The following is a 23104-nucleotide window of genomic DNA, read 5'->3' as shown; positions in this document are numbered from 1 at the left end:
CGCTGTAAATGATATGCAGCTTACTTTTGAGCTTCTAAATATCTTCATTTATGCAATACAGGAAACTGGGAACCACGCAAGAACAAGTATCCGCAATTGGGTTAGGATGTATGGGCATGAGCGCCTTTTATGGCGACAGGAATGATACGGAAAGCATTGCTACTTTAAACCGGGCATTAGACCTGGGTATTAATTTCTGGGACACTGCCGATATGTATGGCAACGGGGAAAATGAAAAGCTTATCTCCAATGTACTGGTGCCCAATCGTAACAAAATATTTATTGCCACTAAGTTCGGATTCCGCTCCCGGGACGGGCAAACCGGGATCAGCGGCAGCCCCAATATATATTTTGACGGATCGCCGGAATGGGTAAGAACCGCTGTAGACCACAGTCTTAAAAGACTGAAAATAGATACCATTGATCTTTATTACACACACCGCATAGATCCGCAGGTGCCTGTTGAGGAAACCGTAGGTGCAATGGCTGAGCTGGTGAAAGCCGGCAAAGTGCGTTACCTGGGCTTAAGCGAAGCCTCTGCCGCTACCATCCGCAGAGCGCATGCTGTACATCCCATTACAGCGCTGCAATCAGAATACTCTTTAATGACACGGGATGTGGAAGACAATATTTTACCCACGCTTCGTGAGCTGGGCATTTCCCTGGTCCCCTACTCCCCGCTTGGCAGAGGTTTCATCACCAATGCCATGGATATACGGTCCCTGCCGGACAGTGATTTCCGTAAACAGCTGCCCCGCTTTACCGGTAATAACCTGACCAACAACCAGTCGCTTACACAAGAGCTTACCGCTATTGCAAAGGATAAGAGCTGCACGCTGGCTCAATTGGCGCTGGCCTGGGTATTAGCGCAGGGCCAGGATATTGTTCCCATTCCCGGCACTAAACAACGCAAGTACCTGGAGGATAATGCGGGTGCTATTAACGTAACACTTTCCGCCGCTGATCTTGCTGTTATTGACGGGCTGCTGAACCGCTACCCTATATCAGGTGAGCGTTACCTGGAAGGATCCATGAAGCTGATAGAAAAATAACAATTGAGGTTAGCTGTTTTTGTGCAAGGGCGCCTGCAGTAATTTACATACTCCAGGCTGCCCTTGACTTATTTGTTGATGGTGGTATAATCGGGCTGCAGATCAATGGTCATAAAACCGATCAATCCTTCGTCCCTGAACTGTTGCATAGTATACTCGATCACCTGCTCCGATGGGCCGGCGGGATCCAGCAAACGTACCTTTGTTATTCTACAGGTGCGGCCATCCGTAATATAATCAGCCCCTACACAAACACGCCCATGCATTTTGGTAGCCATCACCAAAGGAATATCTTTTTTAAGATGATCAATGATCACTAAGTGGTCATTAAAACGGCCATAGGAAATGTATACGCGTACATTCACGGTTTCACCTGCCTCGTTCTCATAACGCCCGCCCAGGGGCATACGCGCCAGCTCATAGTTTCCGCCCGCGCCCCGGTTCACCAGCTGCCCAAAAAGCTTTACCACCTGTTTCTCCTGTGTTTCAGGGATGCCCACGGCATTCAGCATCATTTGATTACAGGCGGCCCAGCACCATAAAGGTTGTTTTTGTAATGCATAAAAAGAGCCTGGAGTGGCAATATCCACAGAGTAAGCCTGCATTGTCTGGGCGTTAACAAAAGCTGTGTGCAGCAGGTACAGCATTGCATATACCACAATACGTTTCATAGCGGGATCGGGGATTTAATAATTAACAGGTACACTTATTCCGTAAAATGTATTCGGATAATAGGAGAAGAATTGGATGCTCAGCGTAATAGAAACAGGAGTTAAATGTAAGTCGGCTGATCTTAACTGAAGATCAAGATACATCTTTTTTTGAAATTCAGCAATAATCTTGGAGCAGGCTGCCCGGCCAGCCCCCTTGTTTTCCCGGTGCAGCAAGCCAGTCCGGCCCCGGACCACAGAGCTTAGGCAGCTCCTTACTTTTTCCGCTTAGCTGCAGGTACTACTTTATTGTATGCCAGCGCATGTTGTATCCAGTAATTAAAGTCTGCTGCTGCCTGCATGCCCTCTGCAGCTATCAGCACAAAACCCTTCAAAGGCCTGCCGGTAAAGGCCATTTCATGGCAGCCTTTCCTTTGCAGCGCCGCTGCATATTCTTCTGGCGCTATACGGCACATCAGCTCATCTTTCATGACGCCTACGCACATTTTTCCATCTACCATAAAAGTAAGACCACCCATCATTTTCTTTTCTTCCAGGGCAGGCTGCCCGGCCAGCGCTTTTCTTATACGTATGGCCAGCTGTTCGTTGTAAGGCATAATGCAGGCTGTTATTTAGTGGCGATTGCTTCCCCGGTAAATTTATAAAAAACCGGGCTGCTGTAATAATGATGACGGAATTTCCCCCTTTAATAGTCGCTATTACCCCTCCGGGATAACCTAAAAGAGTTGCATCTTTGCTGCATAACATTTAACCTGTATTAAAATATTGATTACTTAAACCTCAAACCATGGAAAAACAAGTATTCAAAATTGCTGTGAATGCACCCCGCGAAAAAGTATGGAACATACTCTGGGGCGATGCCTCCTACCGCGACTGGACCTCTGTATTCAGTGAGGGTTCCCGCGCAGTAACCGACTGGAAAAAAGGCAGTAAGGTATTGTTCCTGGATCATAAGAATGAAGGCATGGTAGCTTCCATTGCAGAGAACATTCCCAACGAGTACATGTCTATAGAGCACCTGGGCTTTGTAAAAGATGGCGTGGAAGATATGGAAAGCCCGGGCGTAAAGGACTGGGCCGGCGCCCATGAGAACTATACGCTTAAAACGGTGAATGGGCAAACAGAGCTCACCGTTGATATGGACATTACGCAACAATACCTGGACTACTTCCGGGAAACCTTTCCCAAAGCGCTGGACCGTGTAAAAACGCTGGCAGAAAATAATTAGCAGCTATGCGTGATAATACTGCAGCGCCTAAAGATACAGATGAATATATAGCCATGCTGCCCGTGAACTTCAGGGGCACGCTGGAAAAGCTGCGGGCGCTTATCCAATCCCTTGCACCGGAAGCACAGGAAATGATCAGCTACCAGATCCCCTGCTTTAAGTATTATTATATGCTGGTAGGTATTGGGGCCAACAAGCAATACTGCAGCCTGTATGTAATGAGCCCTCCGCTGATTGCCGCCATGAAGGCGGAGCTGAAGGGGGTAAAGGTATCCGGCGCTACTATTCATTTTGAGCCGGATGCTCCCTTACCGGTAGCGCTGATCAAAAAGATCGTGCGGGCGCGTATGCAGGAAAATAAGGAAAAAGCAATGGCTAAAGAGAAGTAAGGTTTATTGCTACAAATAACAAAAGGAACCTGTTTGCCAAATGGCAAACAGGTTTTTTATTTGCCTGCCTGGTAAATTATTTTCCCTTTGGCAAGAGTATATGCTACGTCTGCAAACCTTTTACTGTCCGTTGCAGGATCTGCTTCCAGCACCACAAGGTCAGCATCCATACCTACTGCAACACGGCCGGTTTGTGCGCCCAGTCCGAATTTTTTAGCTGGTGCTGTTGTAAGGGCGGTTAGGATCTGGTCAAAGCTAAAACCTGCCTGTGCCAGAAAGTCAAATTCATCGGTAGTGGAATAATCTGTTACGTAACCTACATCTGTACCAAACAATATTTCACCGCCTGCTTTTACATAAGAGCCGGCCTGCTGTAAGGCAGTAGCTATCAGGTTACCATTATCTAAAGGAAGCCCTATTCTTAACAGCTCCCATTTGAAGAGCTTTAAAGAGGGAATGAGCGCTGTTTTATGCCGCAGTAAATTGTGGATGGTGGCGGTGTCCCAGGGTCTATGATCATCCGGCGCCACATGCGCCAGTACATCCACACCACTTTCAATAGCTATGTCAACGCCGGCATCAGAAGTAGGGTGCGCAAATACCGGCTTGCCCAGCGCATGTGCGGCGCTTACTGCAGCACGGGCTACATCCAGCGGCATAGGTACTACCTCGTGGCCGTTGGGTGAGGCTGCCCATATTTTTATACCATCGGCGCCGGCCTGGATCTGCTTCTGCACATAGGCAGTAGCTTCTGCCGGTGTGCCTATTTCCGGCAGCTTCAGAGGCCTGATATAAACGGGGCTTCCGTTAGGCGGGGTAAAAGGCACGCCCACGCTCATTATGGCCGGCCCGCTCACCTCCCCGGCTGTTATTCTTTTACGCAGCGCTAACAGGTTGGAGAAGTCAAATACAGCCAGGTCAAACACATGGGTGAAACCATAACGGCCAAACATATCACTTAGCTGTTTGCTTAATTGTGCAGCTGGCAGGCTGTCTGCATGAAGCCATTTAGGTTCTATAAAATGCACATGACAGTTCCAGAAACCAGCGGTCAGCACTTTTCCCTTACAGTCTATAACATAGGCTTCTGAAGGTATTTTAACGGTCTTTGAGCTGCCTACTGCAGTGATCTTACCATCCTGCACCAGCACCACACCTGCGGTAATGGGTTTTGCGCCCGGGGAAGGATAGATCTTTGCGCCTGTTAATGCCAGTACCTGGCGGTTTGCTACAGATTGGGCCATGGCAGGCAGATACAGGGCTATTACGATAAGAATGGCGGATAATTTTTTCATTGTAATAGTTTTGAAAGGGCAATTTAAATGTTTTAACAACCCTTACAATATATTACTATGAAAAAATGCTAATAGTGTCCTTCCGGAAATTTATCCGCTACCAGGTTTAGCTGCACCCCATGTTCAAGGTATGCTTTTGCACCGGCCAGCACTATTGTAAAACCTTCTGTACTGTCACGCACAGCTGCCAGCACCTTTGCAGCATCTCCTTTAAAACCTTCATTCACCACGCTTACAAAAGTGCCCTTCCCGGCCAGCGTTTTAAATGTCCAGGTAACCAGGGTAATATCCTCTCCATTACCCCACTCCATAACTATTTCCTTATCAGGTGTAACTGACTTTACAAAAACCGGTACCGTAAGGTTAAACATGCTCCAGGTCCATTCTACTTTTTTACCTGCTTCCAGCGGGCCAGAGCTATGCGTGAACCAGAACTTAGTGATCACTTCCGGGTTCACAAACGCATCAAATACTTCTTTCACCGGTTTGCGAATGAGCATTTCCGCTTTTGCAAAGGGTTTGTTTTCATTTGCTGCCATCTGTTAAAGTTTTTATGGTCTGATAATAAACGGGCTTATAACCGTCCTATTCTGCACAAAATCACCACAAATTCCTTGCCCCGATGCCGGTACTTGAACAGTATGCTCTTCACATGATAATTTATATAGCTTTGCCCTGTATGTTATTTACAAAAGATACTTTTATTGTAACAGGGCTGCTGCTCCTGGTCATTATCATTTGCATCCGCACAAAAAAGCTAACGGTTACGGCTGCACTCACTGCCGGTGTGGTAGGCTTCCTGGTATTTGCAGGTACAGGATATAACGGGCTGTTGCTGCTGGGAACTTTTTTTACGCTGGGTGTGCTGGCTACGACGCACCGGAAAGATGTGAAGGCAGGCCTGCATCCAGAGGGGATTCATCCCCAGGCAAGGAATGCCTGGCAGGTACTGGCCAATGGCGGCACCGCTGCATTAATGGCGGTGATGGCAATTATTCATCCCGCGCATGCTTTCCTGTATCATGTTATGCTGGCGGCCAGCCTGGCAGCTGCTGCTTCAGACACACTATCTTCTGAGCTGGGTATGGTCTATGGCCGCAATCATTACAATATATTAACCTTTAAAAAAGACACCCGCGGGCTGGATGGTGTAGTAAGCCTGGAAGGTACGCTGATAGGCGCTGCAGGCGCATTCATCATTGCCTCCGTATATGCGTTGGGGCTTGGTTTTAACAGGTATTTCCTTTTTATAGGGCTGGCAGGCATACTGGGCAACCTGGCAGATTCTGTGCTGGGCGCTTCTTTGGAGCGCAGGCATTATATCAATAATGATGTAGTGAACTTTCTTAACACCCTGTTTGCGGCCTGCTGTGCGTGGCTGTTTAGTACACTAATGTAGGGATCACTTTGGTACGGTAAGTAAAGATACCTTCCAGTTGTTTGCCCACAAACAGCGCATGGGCCATCGTTCCAAGGAAACCAAAGGGTAAACGGTAGTGCACAATATCCGTCATCTCCACCCCTCCTTCCACTGCTTTAAAATGATGCTGATGGTGCCAGAAAGCGTAGGGCCCAAAACGTTGCTCATCTACAAAATAACGCAGGTGATCCACATGCGTGATCTCCGTCATCCAGTATAGTGGTATGCCTAATATAGGGCGGATGGTGTATTCTATAATAAGGCCGGGATACATGCCTTTGCTGTACCCGCCCTCTTTTACCACAAAGTGCATATCCGGCGGGGTAATGGCCTGCAGGTTAGCCGGCGTGCTGAAAAATTCCCAGGCACGTTCCAGCGTGACGGGTAAGAATTGTTTACGTTGAATTAAATATGTTTTTGCCAAAACGCGCAGGTTTACTGCTAAAATAGGCAATATCCGTTTGTCTCCCCGCCAATATTCATTTCAATGCCAGGAATGCGCCATCAACAATAAACAACTTTACGCCCTGTCCGGAAGAAGTGCGGTGGGAGCTCAGCTCATCAGATACCTGGTACGACATGCCCTTTGTTAGCCGGTAGGTGCTGCCATCTGCCAGCTCCGTGGTCATTTCTCCTTCAATGCAGTAAATGATATGACCTTTTGCGCACCAGTGATCTGCTTTATAATTTTTGGAATACTCTACAATGCGGATGCGCAGATCGCCGTATTGCAGTGTTTTCCAATACGCTTCACCGGTATCGCCGGCATGTTTTGTGGCAGGTATACTTTCCCAGTCAGTGGTTTGGAAGGGAATATTTGCAGGATGCATGGGTTATGTAATTGTTTATTATAACCCGTAATTTATAGGATTTCATAACAAAAGTGAAATGTATAACTTTACCGCTAAATACCTATACCATGAGATCCCTCCTGCTGCTGGCCTTTGCAGGTATGCTGCCTGTATGCGCATTTTCACAGGATACTACTATTCTTTTCATGAATAAATACTGGAACGAGGTACCGGCCGGGCAAGCCACTCATATGCGGCGTGTTATAAGCAAAGGCGCTGACTCTGCCGGGCAGCTGTATGAGATCCAGGAATACACTATCAGCGGGCAGCTGCTGGGACGCATGTTATCCGGTTCCAAAACAAAATTATTGCTCAATGGTTACCGCACCTGGTACAACAATAAACAACAGCCATCCAAAACAGGCGTTTACACTAAAAGTAAACCCAGCGGGCAATGGACTGATTATTACTATAACGGACAAATGAAAATGCAGTACTCCTTTGCGGCAGATGCAGCCGCTGAGCCCTGGCAAACTGAAGGTTATGCCTGAGGGGGAAAAATGTACGGATGGCATTTTTCCTGCCGATCAGGTTTGCCCTTGAAGGTAATTAACCGTATAACCGGTACCGTGATAGTAAGGGGTTTTGATTTCATGATAAGTTGTTATACCTTTCATTGTAAATTTTACTTATATAACCGTATCCTATGCGTTTCCTGAACATCACACTGCTTTTCAGTGCCTTATTATTATTTTCCTGCAGCAAAAAAGATGATGATAAACCCACCGGCGGCGGCGACGACACCATAACCGTGGGTAAAAAAGGCGCTGACTTCAGCACCAACACCACCAATGGCACCTGGTATGGCAACATTACCCTGCTGAAAAGCCACTGGTTCTACACCTGGGGCACTACCCTGCCGTTTGACCAGGCGCCCGGCAACTGCGAGTTTGCCACCATGTTCTGGGGCAAAGGCAATGTAACAGCCGATAATATTGCCTACGTTAAACAAAAGAAAGCAGAAGATAAAGTAAAATACATGCTGGGTTTTAATGAGCCCGACCTGGCAGACCAATCCAACATGAGCGTGGATGATGCGCTGGCATTATGGCCACAGCTGGAAAGTGTTGGTTTACCACTGGGCAGCCCGGCGGTGTCATGGCCTACCGCGCAGTGGTTCACTGATTTTATGACCAAAGCTGCTGCACAGAAACGCCGGGTAGATTTTATTTGCGTACACATGTACGTAGGTACAGACGATGTTCACTTTGTAAAAACACTGCAGGACCTATACGATAAATATCACCTGCCCATCTGGATCACGGAGTTTGCTACCTGTGCCAACGATGCCAAAACCATGCAGGAGAACCCGTATACGCCGGCCATGGTACTGGGTTTTATGCAAAGGCTGTTACCACAGCTGGAAGCATTGCCCTTTGTGCAGCGTTACTCCTGGTTTTCCGGAAACCCCACCAGCAGCCGCTTATGGTCATCTGCACTGGTAGATGCGAGTGGTAAGCTGACTACACTGGGTCAGTGGTATGCGGCCTACAAGCCGAATGATAAAGTGGGGAAATAAGAGAATGTAAAAGTGAATGCAGCGGTCATATCGCTGCATTTACTTTTATATTTAAGATTTTACATTTGCAATTTTACATTTTTCCTCCTGCTGCTGAGTTTTTTCCGCAGCAAATGCCCCTTCCACATCCAAAGCCCGCTTAATATCACTACCGGCAAAAACACCCAGCGTACCGCATTTGCAGCAGGTGGATTGGCTGCTACCGGCCCATAGATATATCCCAGGATGGGGATACTGAGTATAATATGTAACCAGCGGATTATCTTACGTTCTGTGGCTGCTTTCATAAAAACTGTTTGTTACACAAAACTAGCTCTCTACCCTATATCCATTTGGGAGAAGTAGACATGATGGGAAAATGTGCCGATAAGATGTACCTTGCAACATGCTCATTCAAGCCTCCTGTTTGCTCAATTTTACCAGCGAAGCGCCGGTACCAACCACCTTTATGTTGCGCGCCAAAAGCGGTGTTGCACAATTTATAGTGAAAGAAGAAATGCACACCTCCCCTTACCAGACCATGACGGAATTTACGGATACCTACGGCAACCTGTGCCAGCGCATTGTGCTGCCGGTGGGCGACTTCCAGATAAGAAGCACCGTGGTGGCGGATTGCGCTGATCTTATTGATGTAAATTACAGCGCTCTATGGACGCCGGTAGAATTGCTCCCCGACTTTCTTTTGCATTACCTGTTACCCAGCCGTTACTGTGAGTCTGATAAGCTGGCTTCGCTGGCCATGGAGATCACGAAAGACCTTGCGCCGGGTTATGCGCAGGTAGAGGCTATACGCCAATGGATACAAACCAATATCATTTACCAGTATGGTACTACGAACAGCTCTACTTCTGCCTTTGATATTTTAGCTACTAAAACCGGCGTGTGCAGGGACTTTGCACACCTGGGCATAGCCCTTTGCCGGGCATTGGATATCCCGGCAAGAATGGTAACCGGTTATCTGTATGAATTAAAACCCATGGACCTGCATGCCTGGTTTGAAGCCTATCTTAACGGCCGCTGGTATTGTTTTGATGCTACCCAAACCGAACCCAAAGGCAACCGCATCACCATCGCTTACGGGCGTGATGCTGCAGATGTGGCTTTTGCCAGCCATTTTGGACAGGTAACTCTAACCGCTATGGCGGTAACAGTAGAACAACCGCAGCCCGGTACTATTACCCTTTAGGCATTTTACTAAAATCCATGTACACCGGGTTCCAGCGATGGCCATCCGGATCAGTGAATACGCTGCCATAGATCCAGCCCTGCATTTCATGGGGCTGGTGATCTGTTTTGCCACCGGCGGCCAGTACTTTTTGGGCAATCTCGTCTACCTCTTCTTTGTTGTGTACATCAAAGGACAGCAGCACTTCTGTGCCCTGCTGTGTATCTGCTACAGGGCTTTGTGTAAATCCTTTAAAGGCAGGTTCTTCAAAAAGCATGACTACAATATTCTTTTCACCTACCAGCAGGCAGGCTGCATTGGGGCCGCCCCCAAAATTCTCATTGAATGAAAAACCCAGTGCGGAGAAAAATGCTTTTGATCTTTTGATGTCTTTTACGGGCAGGTTAAGCCAGAATTCTTTTGCCATGATCTTGATTTTAGATTTATGAATGCGGATTTACGGATCTTAGATTTGCGATTTTAGATCTTAGATTTGCGAATGTATGTTTTGCAATTGCAGATTTATGATCGCAAAAATTATTTGAAGATACTGGTGGCACACCTGTGGTTTTGTTCATGCGGAGGCCGCCTTTGTTTGTTATTTATTTCTTAGCCAGCAATTCATCCAGCCTGCTGAAACCTTCGCTGATACCGCGCTCCATGCCAGCGGCTACTTTACCATCGCGGTCCAGTACAGAGCGGAAAACAGAGTGCAGTGTTACCCTGGTGCGGTTGCCGGGCAGCGCTTCAAAAATAGCAGCATCCAGGCTTACATAACCTTTACCTAACAGCCCTTCAAACTCAAAGGTCTGGATAGCTCTTTCCGGCGGCAGCACTTCATGAATAACACCGCGGAAGCCGTACTCGTTGCCATTTTGATCAGTGTGCACATAACGGTAGGCGCCGCCGCTCTTGCCTTCAAAATAATCGATCTTCATTTTCATGTTGCGGGGGCCTAACCATTGCACCAGCAGGGTGGGGTTAATAAATGCCTCAAACACCAGTTCCCGTGGAGCATCCAGCTCACGAATGACAAAAAGTTCCTGTTTGCCCGGTTCGGCAATAACTTTCAGCTGTTTTGACTGCGTCATTTTTTATTGGTTTTTTTGTTCTTTTTCATGTTGGTCAGCAGGTTATCGAGCTGCTCAAAACGGTATTCCCAGTTACTGCTGAAGGGCGCCAGCCAGTCGGCTACCGCTGCAAGAGGCTCCAGCTGTGCTTCGCAATAACGTTCCCTCCCCTGTTGTTTAATGATGATCAGCCCACACTCAGTAAGTATCTTAATATGCTGCGAAATAGCCGGCCGGCTTACATCAAAATTGTCTGCAATGGCATTCAGGTTCAGCGACTGGCTGGCAATAAGGCTGATGATGGCCCTGCGTGTAGGATCAGCTATGGCCTGAAAAACATCTCTCCTGGCTTGTACGGTCATAAAATATGTAAGTAATTGCTTACAAATATATACGTAAGCATTTACTTACACAATGATTGGCGAAAATTTTCATTTATTGGATAGTCAGGGTCATTTGCGACTTATGCTCCCCGGCCCTACCTTTGCCAGAGAGTAAATACCTTTACGGCAAAGGCTAAACGGGATTTTAATTATGGGAACGATCAGCATACTGGGTTGCGGATGGTTTGGGCTGCACCTGGCTCAATCATTGATCACAGCGGGTTTTACAGTAAAAGGTTCTACTACCTCCAATGATAAGCTGGCGGTGTTAGCAGAAACCGGCATTATCCCTTTTCTGCTGAACCTTTCCATGCCAATAGTTAAAACGTACTTTTTTAATTGCGAAGTACTGGTAATTGCCGTACCGCCCAAAGCCCGCGCCGGGCAGGCTGGTAATTATGTACCAGCCATGCAGCGCTTAGTGGAAGCCATTACTGTTTATGGCATTAAGCAGGTTATTTTCATCAGCGCTACCAGCGTGTATGGAGATCATAATACGGAGGTAGATGAACATACCGTGCCGGCGCCGGATACCTTATCCGGTGAAGTGCTGGTAACTGCAGAAAACTTATTCCGTAATGCGGAAGCTTTTCAAACTACCATTCTTCGCTTTGCCGGCCTGGTAGGCCCTGGCCGTGATCCCGGACGGTTCTTTGCCGGTAAAACAGATATACCCAATGGGTTAGCGCCGGTGAACCTGCTGCACCAGCTGGATGCTACGGGCATTTGCAGGGCTGTTATTCAGCAGTCGTGTTATGGTTATACCATGAATGCCTGTGCGCCGCATCATCCTACGCGTAATGACTTTTATACAAAGGCAGCGGAAAAGGCCGGGTTAACGCTGCCGCAGTTCCGTTTGGAAAAGCTGCAGTGGAAAATAGTAAACAGCGTGTATATGAAGGCGTTATTGGGTTATGAGTTTGAGGTGGATAATTGGGAATACTTCGCCCTGTAATCCACCGGCGATAACCCTGTTACCTTCTTAAACATATTCCGGAAAGCCTTTCTGTCTGTATACCCCACTGCATACATCACCTCATTTACATTTTTACGGTTCTGTTCCAGCTCCCGTTTGGCAGATTCCATCTTTACTTTTTGGATATATTCAATGGGCACATGCTGTGTAGCCTTTTTAAAACGGCGTATGAAGCTGCGTTTGCTCATAGCAGACTGGCTGGCCAGGAACTCCACCGTAATACGTTCGTCAATATTCTTTTCAATGTATACCTGCGATCTGCGGATCACATCATCCTCATGTTTTTTATATCCTTCAAAAAAGATGAACGGCGACTGGGAATTGCGCTCAATATCTATCTGCAGGATCTTAGCACAGTACAATGCTGCTGCCCGCCCGTTATACTTTTCCACCAGGTATAAGATCAGGTTTAAGGATGATTGCGCACCACCCGCAGTATAAATACCATTTACCTCTGTAATGATCTTATCTGTACGCAAATGCACATCCGGGAACATGGCGGCAAAGGATTGGCCGGCCCGCCAGTGGGTAGAACATTCTTCATTTTTCAGCAGCCCGGTAGCTGCCAGCAGGAAAGCTCCGGTACACATGCTGGCCAGCTCTGTGCCTTGTGCATACCGCTGCACCATCCAATTAATAAGGGTTTGATTTTTTTCCAATGCATAGTGGTCCTGCTCATATAAACCAGGAATGATAATAATATCCGGCTGCAGGGTTTTCAGGTTATGGCGGTCAGGTTGTACCACGAACTGCGCATTCAATAGCGATTGTGAAATGCCGCTGCCAATAAGGGTTAGCTCGTAGAACCGGGATCTGCCTTTCTCTGCCAGGAACTCATTGGCCTTTTCAAATACCTCTATAGCGCCAAATAAGGAGCTGGGTTTTACTTGGCCTTCCGGTAATAAGAAACATACCTTTTTCATGTATTAAAGGTCCATTACAACACTGGCACAAACAACCCCTTAAGTTGTCATCTATGCCCCCGTTTAAGCAAATGCGCCGCAATAGCTTTGCTGTATAAATTCATACAAATGAAAAAGCCAACAGCAAACATACTGGTAACCGGCGCTACGGGTTTAAGCGGCAAACTGGTGATCAAAGAATTTGAAAATCAGGGTATTCCTGTAAGAGCGCTGATCCGCGACCGCGAAAAAGCCAAAGCAATGGAAAGCTACACGCATGTAAGCATTTACGAAGGTGATATGCTGCAGCCTGAAACATTACACGCCGCGCTGGAAGGCGTTGAAAAAGTTTTGATGATCTCCTCCGCCGCCAAAAAAATGATAACTACCCAGCAAAGCTTTACCGATGCCGCTAAAAAAGCAGGCGTAACACATGTAATAAAATATTCCGGCGCTGATTCCGGCATTGGTTTTAACAGCCAGAACTTCATTGCGCAAAAAGAGCATGAAAATGCTGAAGACTACCTGGTGCATTCCGGCCTGCAGTGGACATTGCTACGCCCCAGCCAGTTCATGCAAATGTACTTCCCCGGCGCACCGGCTGGTGTAAATATGGAGCGGGGCGAGCTGGCATTACCCATCAGCCAGGGTAAGTTGTCCCCGGTAGATATTGAGGATGTGGCAAAAGTATGCGTACAGCTGCTTACCCAGGACGGCCATATTAACCGCATCTATGAAATGACCGGCCCGGACGCCCTGAATATGGAGGAAGCATGCGAAATACTGACCCGGGTAACCGGCCGGAAAATGACGCATAACAACCTGTCCTTTGAGGCGTATGAGAACACGCTGACATCACGGGGTCTGCCGGCAATTTCCATCCGCATACTGATGGAAATTGCCCGGGAACGAAGTAAATGTATTGAATCACACATCAAGCTGGATACGCATAAACGTTTTGGTATACGGCCAACCAATTTTGCAGAATTTGTTTATAAGAACATCTCTGCATTCAAATAATTGCTTTATGCAACACATTTTTCAGGTTGGTATTAAAGAGCGGGCCCTTTCCCAAATAGGTAATTACTAGGTTTTGTGCAAAGCGTATAATATCTTTAGTGAAGAGATAAAATCCCCACTTATGCGCTTTGCCTTCCTTTTGCTTAGCTTTTTTGCCTGCTCCATTACCGCCTTTTCCCAGCAAATTAAAAAGATCGATAACAGCACCATATCTGCTGCCGCCTTAACCCAAAAGATCCAGTACCTGATGGATACTGCGCATGTACAGGGTTTGGAGATCAGCGTTTTTAACAGTAACAAGGTGGTGTACAAACGCGCTTTCGGTTACAAACGGATAGATACCAAAGCCCCTTTAACCACGCACTCCAACATATACGGCGCATCACTGAGCAAGGCTGTATTTACCGTGCTGGTGCTAAAGCTGGTGGAAGAGGGCATATTAAACCTGGACAAACCGCTGCAGGATTACCTGCCGCAGCCCATTTATGCTTACGCGCCTAAAACCAAATGGCATGATCATTATGCCGATCTGCGATCAGATAGCCTGTACCGCAAAATAACAGCCCGTATGTGCCTGGACCATACCAGCGGTTTTCCCAACTGGCGCTGGGATATGCCGGACCAAAAGCTGCGGGTAATGTTTGAGCCGGGCACGCATTACAGCTACTCAGGCGAAGGCATGGTGTACTTGCAGGTAGTGCTTGAAAAAATGCTGGGCAAACCGCTGCAAACGCTGGCAGCGGAAAAAATATTTACGCCCCTGGGCATGCAGCACTCCGCCTACCAATGGCTGCCGGCATATGAAGCTGATTATGCGGTAGGGCATAAATCAAACGGGGAGCTGTATGAAAAAGACAAGGATAATGAGCCCCGCTCCCCCAGCACTTTAGAAACCACGCTGGATGATCTTACCCTGTTTATAACAGCAGTGCTGCAGCATAAGCTGATCAGTGCCGCCAGTACCAAACAAATGTTTACCCCGCAAATACGGCTGCGCTCCGCGCACCAGTTTGGCCCAAAGGCCTGGCAGGATACTACCTCCACGGCCAATGATAACATTTCCCTGAGTTACGGGCTGGGTTGGGGCTTACTTAAATCGCCCTACGGCTGGGGTGCCTTTAAAGAAGGCCATGGCGATGGCTTTCAGCACTACTGTATTATTTTCCCGGAAAAACAGGCCGGCATTCTCATTATGACCAACAGCGATAACGGTGAAAGCATTTTTAAAGAGCTGCTGGCCACTGCTATCGGCGACACCTTTACGCCCTGGGAATGGCAGTATTATATTCCCTATAACCTGAAAAAGTAAAACAACGATACATAATAAAAGGTCATAATTTATCAAAACAAATATCTGCTGGCAGCACCGGCATTTGTAAAACGGTATTGTACCTTTAGGCCGTAGCATTATCCTTATCAGCGACTGGCAATAGTTTCCTCAATTCCCCGATCTACGTTAACCATTTAAATGATCTCTTATGCCTTTCCACTTACCCCTGTCACGTACCACGTGCGTATTTGCCTTTTTATGCTTACTGGCTGCCTGTAAGAAAAATGATCACTGGCCGCCTAAACCCGAAGATTGCGGCTGCGATGCAAAAAACTTTATAGCTACTACTGAAGATGACCGCGTGTTGTATTCCAATCGTGGTTACCGCTTTGATAAAACCTATAAAGCGGATGGCAGCATTGACAAATTTTACATGAATGTCTGGGGGCCGGCTTCTCCATTTGATTATATAGCCTATTTCAAAACATCCGGCAGCTGGGCGTTTCTCATAGACAGTACCAGCCAGGATACGGTACTTCGTGTTGAGCTGAACAGCAGGAAGCAGCCGGTACGTTCGTTCCTGAAGGATCCCCTGGGTTTTGTGGGACCCTGGCAATACTATACCTATAATAGTAAAGGTCAGCTGGTAAAAGCTGCAAAAGGTGATGTATACGGCGCCTATTCCGTAAAGTATGACCCATATGGTAATGTGCTTGCCTACATATGGGACATAGATACCAGCTTTTCTCTAACTTTTACCTACGACTATAATACCCCGATCAAAGGTGGCAGCTATTTCGTGAATGATGCCGATATAGCTACACGTGAGATAATGATATTGCAGCTCCTGGGATTATTGCCCAGCTCTCCGCATCATAAAATGCTTACAGCTAAAGGCCTTTCTTACTACCCACCGTTTGACCGCTCCTTTGTTAACCAGCAAATTGATGGGGAAGGTTATGTTACCTCTTACGAAACTTCGCTTTGGTATGGCCAGCAACTGTTGAAATGCACTACCAACTGGCATTGTAAGGGAACGCAACCACCTCAGAAATATTAAATAAGGAAGAAGGCCCGTGGTGCAGGATATTCCACGGGCCTTTTATCAGTTTGCCCGCTCCGTTTCCGCACCGGCTGCATTATCCGCATGTTTGCGCTTACGGGCAAAATCCTCCTTGCCAAAGCGGTAGGTAAATGCAATGCCTATACGCTGCGTATCTGTTTCATTGGTGTGGTATACGCTGGCCTGTTTAATGCTGATCACCCGTTCCTTTGGTATCCAGGTATGAAAAATATCTTCTACTGAAAGGCGGATGCTGCCTTTGTCCTTCAGGATCTTTTTTTGCGCAGCTGCAGCTACCCGGTAACGCGGGTCCACGGTGCGCTGCCCCTGTATATCCCGGCCAAAATAGAAGCCTGATAGCTCAGCGCTCCAGCCCTTTTGAAAGCTGAACTGGTTCATAACATTTAGCCGGCCGGTGCTGGTGCCGTTCCGAAGATTTTCAGTGCCTACGGTTCCCTTTAAGGCCAGTTTTGCCAGCTGCAGGTTGGCGTTCAGGCTCCACCAGGTGGTGGGTTTCAGCTGGGTGTTAACAGACAATAAGATCATATAACCGAAGAACACATTTCCCGGGCGGGTAATAAAAATATTGCCGGCAGCTTCCGTGGTCTGGAAAATAATATCGTTAAAGCGGCCATACTGCAGGCCAATGCCCAGGTTTTGCCTGTGCTGGTACTTTAGCGCATACTGCGTTTGGTACTGTGCACGCAGTAAGGGATTACCGGTGGTATAGGTATAATTATCCTGGTAGAACAGGAAGGGATTCAGCAGCTGGTAATTGGGCCGGCTTACCCGGCGGTTAATACTGGCGGTCACGGTATTGTTACCGGCACTGTCTAACTTATAACTTACAAATACGCTGGGGAACAAATTGGTATAGGTGCGGGTAAAGCTGCTGTCCGGTGTATAAGTATTAGCTACCTGGTGGCCTTGCAGGTGTGTGTTCTCTATACGCAGGCCGGCCTGCACGCCTATACGCCGCCAGCTTTTGCGGGCATTGATGTAGGCGGCATTAATATTTTCCCGGTAAATGAAATGGTTGGAGCGGCGGTCGTCCTCCACAGGATAGCTGCCCTCCAGATCCAGGTATTGGGAATTATTATCGTTGGTAACATAGCTGGATTTCACACCGGCCTCCCACCCTGCCTTGTTCTTCAACGGATGCGTATAATCTGCTTTAAAGGAGTAAATATTAATGCCGGGCAACAGGTTGTAGCCAAACAGACTTTGATCATTGAGGGTACCATCAGGCAGGTAACTATTATTCTGCAAATGCTGTGTGCCAGGTGTTTGATAGCGGATATAATCCAGGTCAGCAGAGAGCTCACGGCCCTCATTATTAAATTTATGCTGGTAGTTGAGGTTAGCGGCCCCGTTCTTTCTACGATCCTGCCCCTGCATAAAACCCTGGCTGGTGGAATCTGTTATGTGGCCGGGGTTCAGGCTGCTGCTCCTGTAGCTCATCCATTCTTTATGCGGGTTCAGATCTCCATAAAACACAAATCCCCAGGTGGTATTTTTATTGACCATATGATCCATACCAACGCGCAGGGAAGTGCTGCGGAAACTGTTCTGCCGCCTGTTCTGCAATAATACGGAATTGGTCAGCTGTGTATCGTCTGTATAAAATTGCCGGTTGTTATCATCGGCACTGTAATAACGTTCATGGTTATAGTTAAAATTGCCAAAGAAGTTGAGCTTTCCCCGTTTGTAGTTAATGTTCAGGTTAGTGTTTTGCCGGTCATAAACACCCTGGCTATACGAAGTGGAGAAGTTGCCGTTTACGCCGTTCTGCCGGTTCTTCTTCAGGCGTATGTTTATCACGGCCCCGCCGGAGGCATCATATTTGGCGGAGGGATTGTCTATAAGCTCTATTTTATCCAGCGAAGCCCCGGGTATGGAACGCAGGTAACTGGACAGATCCTGCGCCGAAAGGTATGTAGAACGGCCATCGATCAGCACCAGTACGCCTTTGCCGTTAAGGCTTATCTGCCCGTTGTTATCCACCAGCACGCCGGGTGTTTTTTCCAGCACTTCCAGCGTATTGCTGGTTGCACTGCTGATCATGGCATCCACATTCACAACAGTTTTATCAATATCCTGCACCAGCAGCGGCTTTTTAGCTGTAACTTCCACGGCTTTTAAATGCACTTTTTTCTGAGTGCTGTCAGTAACCGGCTGTTGTGCATACAGGTTGTGTATGCATAGTATGATGGCTGTAGTAACAAAAATGGTTTTCATTATCTTTAGATTGACAGGGCAAATATTACAGGGATTTACAAGCCATTTAAATAATTGTGCCGTATGCAGCTGTTAGCATGATGGAAAGGCCATTAAACGTGTTGAACTGTTTAGTGGAGCTTACACCCGGTTTCGTCATTAAAAGCCTGCTGTTGAACATTTATATTAGGGGCTGGCGGCTCAGTTGTTCATATTTGCATACGGGCATAAGGTATTATCATGAAACAGGCATTTAACACAGGCAGCGATAGCAGGATAAAATGGGGTGTGTACACCGCGCTTACTATTGTTACCGCCCTGCTGATCTACTCCTCCTTCAAGTCGTATGTAAGGAACCTCACTACCATAGAAGACGAGGAATGGTCTATAGCAGCGGTGGCAGGCATCCTGGGCAGCATTTATGCAGGCCGGTTCATTTCGCAGTTATGGATATCTAAACATCAGCATGTGCCGGTATGGATCCTGATCCTGTTGCCGCTGATAATGATCACCAGCAGTTTTGCCGCTATTTTTTTTGCAGGCAGCCTGCTGCGGCATGGGCATAACGCCCTGTACTGGTTCTTTTTTGGGTTCCCGCTTTTGCTGTTCTGTATCAGTACCGGCATGTTCATTAAGCTGATACGGGTGCGCATCACACAACAACTACAGGAAGCCCGTACGGCTGCCGCCCAAAGCCAAAGTGAGCTGCAGCTGTTACAATCGCAGCTGAGCCCGCACTTTTTGTTTAATACGCTCAATAATATGTATGGCATTTCCATTACCCAGCATGAAAAGATCCCTGCGCTGTTATTAAAGCTGGCCGACCTGCTGCGGTATTCCGTGTACGATGTAAAAGAGCTGTTTGTACCCCTGCAGGATGAGCTGGCGTATATTCACAACTACATTGAATTTGAAAAGATACGTGTTGGCGAGCGGCTGGAGCTTACGCTGGACCTGGCAGATGCAGCGCACATCCATGGAAAAATAGCGCCCATGCTGCTGATCACTTTTATAGAAAATGCCTTTAAACATTCCAAAACCACCGGTAATAAAAAGATCACGGTGGATATACGTTTAAAACAGCAGGGCAATTACATCCTGTTCACCGTTAACAACTCTTATGAAAGCAGGAAGAGTGAGCTGGCTGCCCGCGAAAAACACAGCGGCCTGGGATTGCAGAATGTGCGGCAGCGGCTGGCGCTGTTATACCCCGGAGCGTTTGACCTGCAGATAGCCGACCAGCCACCCTTTTACAGCATAATGCTGCGGTTAAAATTAAAATACGATGCAAAAGATCAATTGCCTGATCATAGATGATGAACCGGTAGCGCGGGATATACTGCAAACCTATTGCGCGCACCTGCCCATGCTGCAGGTAGTAGCAGCTGCCGGTGATGCGCTGGAAGCAAAGGCCCTGCTGCTGCAACATACAGTAGACCTTATTTTTGTAGATATTAACATGCCGGTGCTGGATGGCATTGCTTTTATTAAAACCCTGAAAAAGCCGCCGCAGGTTATTTTCACCACCGCTTATAAAGAGTATGCGCTGGATGCTTTTGACCTTGCTGCCTGTGACTACCTGTTAAAACCATTTTCCCTGGAACGGTTTATTATGGCGGTGGACAAGGCTTTGGAAAGGATGCGCACTCCGGCGCCGGCTGCCCAGGAAACAAACGAGCCTGCCTTCTTTTTCATCAGAACCGACCGGAAGATCTATAGAGTATTATATGAGGAGCTGCTGTACGCAGAAGCCTGCGGTAATTATACCAAAGTGGTGACCACGCAGCATACCCTGCTACCCAACATGCCTTTTTCCAGCTTTGAAGCCCTGCTGCCGGAAACCTTATTCATCCGCGTGCACCGTTCCTTTATTATCAGCAAGGTAAAGATCACGCTTATTGAGGGCAACCGTGTTTTTATTAACGGGGTGGAAATACCCATTGGCAGCGCCTATAAAGATAATTTCATGAAACAGCTGGGCTTATAAAAAAAACGTCCGGGAAAATGGACCACTCATTTTTTCCCGGACGGTTATGTTCACTGGTATATATACTCTCTTAGAACTTATAGGCAATACCGGCGGCAAAGTTCCTGGTGCGCTGCGGGTTCACCGACCAATAACCGGTATAATACTCTTTATTGGTAATGTTATTCAATGCAAAGGTGAACCGGAATTTTTCTGAATTATAGAACAGGCTGGCGTTTACTACCACATAGCCGGGCAGGTAAAAAACACCGGTTTTGCTGTTGTCAATTACTTTTGTCTTGCTGGCATAGTTACCGCCTGCGCCTATACCAAAGTTCTTTAATGCGCCGTTGCTGAACTTATAGGTGCCCCATAAGTTCACCGCATTGGGAGGGCCCTGCCCGCCGGGCGTTCTGCCGGGTTCATTGTAAAAGTCTGCTTCGTTCCCCTTCTTTACTTTAATATCATTGTAGGCATAACCGGCAATGATGTTCAGGCCGGGAAGCGGGTTGGCATTCAAATCTATTTCAAATCCTTTGCTTTCTACTTTTCCGCCCTGCACCACATCGTTAGGATTACCGGGAGCTGGTACCACGCGGTCGCTTACCTTAATATCGTAGGCAGAAACAGTGGCAAATAATTTATCTGCAAACAGGTTTGCTTTTACGCCAAATTCCAGCTGGTTGGCATGTTCCGGCTTAAATGTTTTTATATGCCGGTTTTCGCCATCTTCATCAGATACTGCCTGCGGCGCTACGTTAATGAACGCATTCATGTAGTTGGCAAAAATGGACAGCTTATCCAGCACCGGCTGGTACACGATACCGAATTTGGGTGAGAGCGCAAACTGGTGAAAATCATCTTCGTCTGTAGCAGGATCGCCTTTGGTAGTAAAATAATCTGCACGTAAGCTGGCCATCACCAGTAAACCCGGTGTAAGGTTCAGCACATCAGAAGCATAAGCGCTGTAAGAGCTGTTGGAAACGTTGCTGGAAGTGCCGCCGGTACCTGACAGCAGGTTGTTTACATAATCCTTTGATAAAGGAAAAGGCGTTATGGTGTCGCCGGTAGCCAGGTCAGGCATGAAGGTATTACCCTCCGGCGTTACATAACGGGCAACTGCCCAGCCGCCGCCATTATCAATCACGTTGCGGTTAAAGTAGTCCAGCCCTATCAGCAGGCGGTTACGCAGGCTGCCCAGCTTAAAATCGCCGTTAAAGTTCTGCTGCACATCCGTGGTAGTGATGGTATTATTTTCGTTATGCACATACTGCTCAAAAACGTTATTGCCCGGTTCATCATCCCATATATAAGTATAGATACCGTCTGATTTTACACTGCCGCGGGATACCACGGTTTGTGAAGTCCACTGGCCGGATAATTTATACAGCATTTGCGCCTGCAGGTTGTAGCGCGGGTTTTTAATGGTAAGATCGTTGCTGGTAAAGGATGCCTTATAATTCAGGTTCAGGGCGTTTATGTCCTTAAAATCCAGTGGGGCGTCCCGGTTGTTGTGAAAGAATACCGGGGGTACAGCCCTTTCTTCCTGCAGGATCTCTGTCAGTACCTGGAAGCTAAGCCGGTCGTTCACTTCATATACCAGGGAAGGCGCTATGAAAAAGGATTTTTTAAAACCTGCATCCTGGAAACTGTTCTCTGAATGGTAGGCGGTATTAACCCGTAAGGCTATCTTTTCTTTTTTACTTAAAGGGGTATTGATGTCGGCTGTAACGCGGTTCAATCCAAAGCTGCCCATGTTATAGGCTACTTCCCCGCCCACACCGAAATACGGTTTTTTGGTGATGGTATTGATCATACCCCCATAGCTGTAAAAGCCGCCGCCAAACAGTGTGGCTGAAGGGCCTTTGATCACCTGGATCTCCTCTATATCAGCAGGGTCCAGGTTGCCGCTTACCAAACCGGGTAAACCGTTGGTGAGCAAAGGCTGCGCATCAAAACCCCTCAAGGCAAAATAAGCGGCGCCATCACCACTTCTGCCGGTTGATTCCCAGGTGCGGGTAATCCCGGGTACGTTCCGCAAAGCATCGTCATAATTATTAATGCCCTGCTGTTTCATGATCTCTGCAGATACCGTGTTGTATACCTGCGGATTCTCCAGATTGGTAAGCGGCATTTTAGCCACAATGTTATTCTGCTTATTGCCGTTGCGGCTGGAAATGATCACTTCATGCAGCTCTGCGGCATTTTCATTCAGCACAAGATCCACCTGCAGGGTTTGTCCGGCTGCTACGGTAATGGGTTTTTCCTGGGCCACTGCTGCAATAGCTGTTGCCTTTAAGAGCCAGCTGCCCGGCTTCACATTCTTAATAGTGTACTCCCCTTTTTCATTACTGATAGCACCCCATTTGGTACGGTCTATACGCAGGGTAATGTTAATGGCCGGCTGCCCGTCGGCGGTAGTAACGGTGCCTTTAACAGTGCCATTCTGCGCAAACAATACAGTGGTGGACAGGATAAAAATGTGTAAGAATAGTAGCAGTTTCCCCATGATGGTATATTAATAAGCAGGTAATAGCAATTTTGGAGTGCAAAATTGATGAATTGAAAGGGCTGCCGTTTACGCAATCGGGAAAATTATTTACCGGAAAGGAAAAAATTGTGAACCGGTCTTTTCCTCGAACGTACC

The 23104-nt window shown here is 47.4% G+C and carries 26 protein-coding genes; 13 read left to right on the top strand and 13 right to left on the bottom strand.

What is annotated here, in order from left to right; genetic code table 11:
- The first annotated feature begins 50 nt into the window (after window positions 1–50).
- The gene (locus KVT36_RS04225) at window positions 51–1052 is read left to right on the top strand and encodes an aldo/keto reductase (protein WP_217602254.1); all 1002 of its coding nucleotides are present in this window, start codon (window positions 51–53) and stop codon (window positions 1050–1052) included.
- Window positions 1053–1120: 68 nt separating this feature from the next.
- Here KVT36_RS04225 and KVT36_RS04220 read toward each other — a convergent pair whose 3' ends face one another.
- Both KVT36_RS04220 and KVT36_RS04215 read right to left on the bottom strand, forming a co-directional pair.
- Window positions 1121–1723, bottom strand: a complete 603-nt coding sequence (locus KVT36_RS04220; protein WP_217602253.1) for a papain-like cysteine protease family protein — start codon at window positions 1721–1723, stop codon at window positions 1121–1123.
- A 254-nt stretch (window positions 1724–1977) separates the two neighbouring features.
- A complete protein-coding gene (locus KVT36_RS04215; RefSeq protein WP_217602252.1) occupies window positions 1978–2319 on the bottom strand; it encodes a TfoX/Sxy family protein in 342 nt (113 codons plus the stop codon).
- A 191-nt stretch (window positions 2320–2510) separates the two neighbouring features.
- Here KVT36_RS04215 and KVT36_RS04210 point away from each other — a divergent pair, with 191 nt between their 5' ends.
- Both KVT36_RS04210 and KVT36_RS04205 read left to right on the top strand, forming a co-directional pair.
- On the top strand, window positions 2511–2951 hold the full coding sequence (locus KVT36_RS04210) for an SRPBCC domain-containing protein (protein WP_217602251.1): 441 nt from the start codon (window positions 2511–2513) through the stop codon (window positions 2949–2951).
- Between the two features lie 5 nt (window positions 2952–2956).
- The gene (locus KVT36_RS04205) at window positions 2957–3340 is read left to right on the top strand and encodes an iron chaperone (RefSeq protein ID WP_217602250.1); all 384 of its coding nucleotides are present in this window, start codon (window positions 2957–2959) and stop codon (window positions 3338–3340) included.
- Window positions 3341–3396: 56 nt separating this feature from the next.
- Here KVT36_RS04205 and KVT36_RS04200 read toward each other — a convergent pair whose 3' ends face one another.
- Together KVT36_RS04200 and KVT36_RS04195 are read right to left on the bottom strand one after the other, a co-directional pair.
- Window positions 3397–4635, bottom strand: a complete 1239-nt coding sequence (locus KVT36_RS04200) for an amidohydrolase family protein (RefSeq protein ID WP_217602249.1) — start codon at window positions 4633–4635, stop codon at window positions 3397–3399.
- A gap of 68 nt (window positions 4636–4703) precedes the next feature.
- Entirely contained in the window at window positions 4704–5174 is a 471-nt protein-coding gene (locus tag KVT36_RS04195; protein WP_217602248.1) for an SRPBCC family protein, read from the bottom strand.
- A gap of 140 nt (window positions 5175–5314) precedes the next feature.
- Here KVT36_RS04195 and KVT36_RS04190 point away from each other — a divergent pair, with 140 nt between their 5' ends.
- Complete coding sequence (locus KVT36_RS04190) at window positions 5315–6034, top strand: DUF92 domain-containing protein (RefSeq protein WP_217602247.1); 720 nt, start codon at window positions 5315–5317, stop codon at window positions 6032–6034.
- On the opposite strand, the gene KVT36_RS04185 is transcribed toward KVT36_RS04190, so the two are convergent.
- Complete coding sequence (locus KVT36_RS04185) at window positions 6018–6479, bottom strand: SRPBCC family protein (protein WP_217602246.1); 462 nt, start codon at window positions 6477–6479, stop codon at window positions 6018–6020. The genes KVT36_RS04190 and KVT36_RS04185 overlap by 17 nt on opposite strands.
- A gap of 55 nt (window positions 6480–6534) precedes the next feature.
- Entirely contained in the window at window positions 6535–6885 is a 351-nt protein-coding gene (locus tag KVT36_RS04180; RefSeq protein ID WP_217602245.1) for a DHCW motif cupin fold protein, read from the bottom strand.
- A gap of 89 nt (window positions 6886–6974) precedes the next feature.
- Here KVT36_RS04180 and KVT36_RS04175 point away from each other — a divergent pair, with 89 nt between their 5' ends.
- Window positions 6975–7397 carry a hypothetical protein gene (locus KVT36_RS04175; RefSeq protein WP_217602244.1) on the top strand — a complete coding sequence of 141 codons (423 nt, stop codon included), beginning with the start codon at window positions 6975–6977 and terminating at the stop codon, window positions 7395–7397.
- 155 nt (window positions 7398–7552) lie between these two features.
- The gene (locus KVT36_RS04170; RefSeq protein ID WP_217602243.1) at window positions 7553–8425 is read left to right on the top strand and encodes a glycosyl hydrolase; all 873 of its coding nucleotides are present in this window, start codon (window positions 7553–7555) and stop codon (window positions 8423–8425) included.
- Between the two features lie 59 nt (window positions 8426–8484).
- Here KVT36_RS04170 and KVT36_RS04165 read toward each other — a convergent pair whose 3' ends face one another.
- Window positions 8485–8712 (bottom strand): hypothetical protein, encoded by a 228-nt coding sequence (locus KVT36_RS04165; RefSeq protein WP_217602242.1) that lies wholly within the window; start codon window positions 8710–8712, stop codon window positions 8485–8487.
- Window positions 8713–8810: 98 nt separating this feature from the next.
- On the opposite strand from KVT36_RS04165, the gene KVT36_RS04160 reads away from it, so the two are divergent.
- Window positions 8811–9611 carry a transglutaminase family protein gene (locus KVT36_RS04160; RefSeq protein ID WP_217602241.1) on the top strand — a complete coding sequence of 267 codons (801 nt, stop codon included), beginning with the start codon at window positions 8811–8813 and terminating at the stop codon, window positions 9609–9611.
- Here KVT36_RS04160 and KVT36_RS04155 read toward each other — a convergent pair.
- The 3 genes from KVT36_RS04155 to KVT36_RS04145 form a co-directional block, all read right to left on the bottom strand.
- A complete protein-coding gene (locus KVT36_RS04155; RefSeq protein ID WP_217602240.1) occupies window positions 9601–10017 on the bottom strand; it encodes a VOC family protein in 417 nt (138 codons plus the stop codon). The genes KVT36_RS04160 and KVT36_RS04155 overlap by 11 nt on opposite strands.
- A 175-nt stretch (window positions 10018–10192) precedes the next feature.
- Window positions 10193–10681 carry an SRPBCC family protein gene (locus KVT36_RS04150; RefSeq protein ID WP_217602239.1) on the bottom strand — a complete coding sequence of 163 codons (489 nt, stop codon included), beginning with the start codon at window positions 10679–10681 and terminating at the stop codon, window positions 10193–10195.
- The gene (locus KVT36_RS04145; RefSeq protein ID WP_217602238.1) at window positions 10678–11022 is read right to left on the bottom strand and encodes a helix-turn-helix transcriptional regulator; all 345 of its coding nucleotides are present in this window, start codon (window positions 11020–11022) and stop codon (window positions 10678–10680) included. Before KVT36_RS04145 ends, KVT36_RS04150 begins: the two co-directional genes overlap by 4 nt.
- 172 nt (window positions 11023–11194) lie before the next feature.
- On the opposite strand from KVT36_RS04145, the gene KVT36_RS04140 reads away from it, so the two are divergent.
- Complete coding sequence (locus tag KVT36_RS04140) at window positions 11195–11998, top strand: SDR family oxidoreductase (RefSeq protein WP_217602237.1); 804 nt, start codon at window positions 11195–11197, stop codon at window positions 11996–11998.
- On the opposite strand, the gene KVT36_RS04135 is transcribed toward KVT36_RS04140, so the two are convergent.
- Window positions 11956–12942, bottom strand: coding sequence for a GlxA family transcriptional regulator (locus tag KVT36_RS04135; RefSeq protein ID WP_217602236.1), 987 nt, complete (start codon window positions 12940–12942; stop codon window positions 11956–11958). The two genes, KVT36_RS04140 and KVT36_RS04135, sit on opposite strands and share 43 nt — an antisense overlap.
- 108 nt (window positions 12943–13050) lie before the next feature.
- Between KVT36_RS04135 and KVT36_RS04130 the strand changes: the two genes are divergently transcribed.
- The 3 genes from KVT36_RS04130 (at window position 13051) to KVT36_RS04120 (ending at window position 16271) form a co-directional block, all read left to right on the top strand.
- Window positions 13051–13941 carry an NAD(P)H-binding protein gene (locus KVT36_RS04130; RefSeq protein ID WP_217602235.1) on the top strand — a complete coding sequence of 297 codons (891 nt, stop codon included), beginning with the start codon at window positions 13051–13053 and terminating at the stop codon, window positions 13939–13941.
- A 121-nt stretch (window positions 13942–14062) separates the two neighbouring features.
- Complete coding sequence (locus tag KVT36_RS04125; protein WP_217602234.1) at window positions 14063–15250, top strand: serine hydrolase; 1188 nt, start codon at window positions 14063–14065, stop codon at window positions 15248–15250.
- Between the two features lie 169 nt (window positions 15251–15419).
- Window positions 15420–16271, top strand: a complete 852-nt coding sequence (locus tag KVT36_RS04120; RefSeq protein ID WP_217602233.1) for a hypothetical protein — start codon at window positions 15420–15422, stop codon at window positions 16269–16271.
- Window positions 16272–16316: 45 nt separating this feature from the next.
- Here KVT36_RS04120 and KVT36_RS04115 read toward each other — a convergent pair whose 3' ends face one another.
- The gene (locus KVT36_RS04115) at window positions 16317–18512 is read right to left on the bottom strand and encodes an outer membrane beta-barrel family protein (protein ID WP_217602232.1); all 2196 of its coding nucleotides are present in this window, start codon (window positions 18510–18512) and stop codon (window positions 16317–16319) included.
- A gap of 219 nt (window positions 18513–18731) precedes the next feature.
- On the opposite strand from KVT36_RS04115, the gene KVT36_RS04110 reads away from it, so the two are divergent.
- Together KVT36_RS04110 and KVT36_RS04105 are read left to right on the top strand one after the other, a co-directional pair.
- Complete coding sequence (locus tag KVT36_RS04110; RefSeq protein ID WP_217602231.1) at window positions 18732–19808, top strand: sensor histidine kinase; 1077 nt, start codon at window positions 18732–18734, stop codon at window positions 19806–19808.
- Entirely contained in the window at window positions 19777–20478 is a 702-nt protein-coding gene (locus KVT36_RS04105; protein WP_217602230.1) for a LytTR family DNA-binding domain-containing protein, read from the top strand. The genes KVT36_RS04110 and KVT36_RS04105 overlap by 32 nt, the downstream gene beginning before the upstream one ends.
- 70 nt (window positions 20479–20548) lie before the next feature.
- Here KVT36_RS04105 and KVT36_RS04100 read toward each other — a convergent pair whose 3' ends face one another.
- On the bottom strand, window positions 20549–22966 hold the full coding sequence (locus KVT36_RS04100) for a TonB-dependent receptor (protein ID WP_217602229.1): 2418 nt from the start codon (window positions 22964–22966) through the stop codon (window positions 20549–20551).
- Window positions 22967–23104 lie beyond the last annotated feature (138 nt).

The organism is Chitinophaga sp. GbtcB8, assembly GCF_019091455.1.
Lineage (GTDB): Bacteria > Bacteroidota > Bacteroidia > Chitinophagales > Chitinophagaceae > Chitinophaga.
This window is presented reverse-complemented; position numbering and strand designations above follow the sequence as displayed.

Bases quoted from the DNA above. Each gene is read 5' to 3' on its own strand.
- KVT36_RS04225 (WP_217602254.1), top strand. From the start codon at position 51: ATGCAATACAGGAAACTGGGAACCACGCAAGAACAAGTATCCGCAATT.
- KVT36_RS04220 (WP_217602253.1), bottom strand. From the start codon at position 1,723: ATGAAACGTATTGTGGTATATGCAATGCTGTACCTGCTGCACACAGCT.
- KVT36_RS04215 (WP_217602252.1), bottom strand. From the start codon at position 2,319: ATGCCTTACAACGAACAGCTGGCCATACGTATAAGAAAAGCGCTGGCC.
- KVT36_RS04210 (WP_217602251.1), top strand. From the start codon at position 2,511: ATGGAAAAACAAGTATTCAAAATTGCTGTGAATGCACCCCGCGAAAAA.
- KVT36_RS04205 (WP_217602250.1), top strand. From the start codon at position 2,957: ATGCGTGATAATACTGCAGCGCCTAAAGATACAGATGAATATATAGCC.
- KVT36_RS04200 (WP_217602249.1), bottom strand. From the start codon at position 4,635: ATGAAAAAATTATCCGCCATTCTTATCGTAATAGCCCTGTATCTGCCT.
- KVT36_RS04195 (WP_217602248.1), bottom strand. From the start codon at position 5,174: ATGGCAGCAAATGAAAACAAACCCTTTGCAAAAGCGGAAATGCTCATT.
- KVT36_RS04190 (WP_217602247.1), top strand. From the start codon at position 5,315: ATGTTATTTACAAAAGATACTTTTATTGTAACAGGGCTGCTGCTCCTG.
- KVT36_RS04180 (WP_217602245.1), bottom strand. From the start codon at position 6,885: ATGCATCCTGCAAATATTCCCTTCCAAACCACTGACTGGGAAAGTATA.
- KVT36_RS04175 (WP_217602244.1), top strand. From the start codon at position 6,975: ATGAGATCCCTCCTGCTGCTGGCCTTTGCAGGTATGCTGCCTGTATGC.
- KVT36_RS04170 (WP_217602243.1), top strand. From the start codon at position 7,553: ATGCGTTTCCTGAACATCACACTGCTTTTCAGTGCCTTATTATTATTT.
- KVT36_RS04165 (WP_217602242.1), bottom strand. From the start codon at position 8,712: ATGAAAGCAGCCACAGAACGTAAGATAATCCGCTGGTTACATATTATA.
- KVT36_RS04160 (WP_217602241.1), top strand. From the start codon at position 8,811: ATGCTCATTCAAGCCTCCTGTTTGCTCAATTTTACCAGCGAAGCGCCG.
- KVT36_RS04155 (WP_217602240.1), bottom strand. From the start codon at position 10,017: ATGGCAAAAGAATTCTGGCTTAACCTGCCCGTAAAAGACATCAAAAGA.
- KVT36_RS04150 (WP_217602239.1), bottom strand. From the start codon at position 10,681: ATGACGCAGTCAAAACAGCTGAAAGTTATTGCCGAACCGGGCAAACAG.
- KVT36_RS04145 (WP_217602238.1), bottom strand. From the start codon at position 11,022: ATGACCGTACAAGCCAGGAGAGATGTTTTTCAGGCCATAGCTGATCCT.
- KVT36_RS04140 (WP_217602237.1), top strand. From the start codon at position 11,195: ATGGGAACGATCAGCATACTGGGTTGCGGATGGTTTGGGCTGCACCTG.
- KVT36_RS04135 (WP_217602236.1), bottom strand. From the start codon at position 12,942: ATGAAAAAGGTATGTTTCTTATTACCGGAAGGCCAAGTAAAACCCAGC.
- KVT36_RS04130 (WP_217602235.1), top strand. From the start codon at position 13,051: ATGAAAAAGCCAACAGCAAACATACTGGTAACCGGCGCTACGGGTTTA.
- KVT36_RS04125 (WP_217602234.1), top strand. From the start codon at position 14,063: ATGCGCTTTGCCTTCCTTTTGCTTAGCTTTTTTGCCTGCTCCATTACC.
- KVT36_RS04120 (WP_217602233.1), top strand. From the start codon at position 15,420: ATGCCTTTCCACTTACCCCTGTCACGTACCACGTGCGTATTTGCCTTT.
- KVT36_RS04115 (WP_217602232.1), bottom strand. From the start codon at position 18,512: ATGAAAACCATTTTTGTTACTACAGCCATCATACTATGCATACACAAC.
- KVT36_RS04110 (WP_217602231.1), top strand. From the start codon at position 18,732: ATGAAACAGGCATTTAACACAGGCAGCGATAGCAGGATAAAATGGGGT.
- KVT36_RS04105 (WP_217602230.1), top strand. From the start codon at position 19,777: ATGCAAAAGATCAATTGCCTGATCATAGATGATGAACCGGTAGCGCGG.
- KVT36_RS04100 (WP_217602229.1), bottom strand. From the start codon at position 22,966: ATGGGGAAACTGCTACTATTCTTACACATTTTTATCCTGTCCACCACT.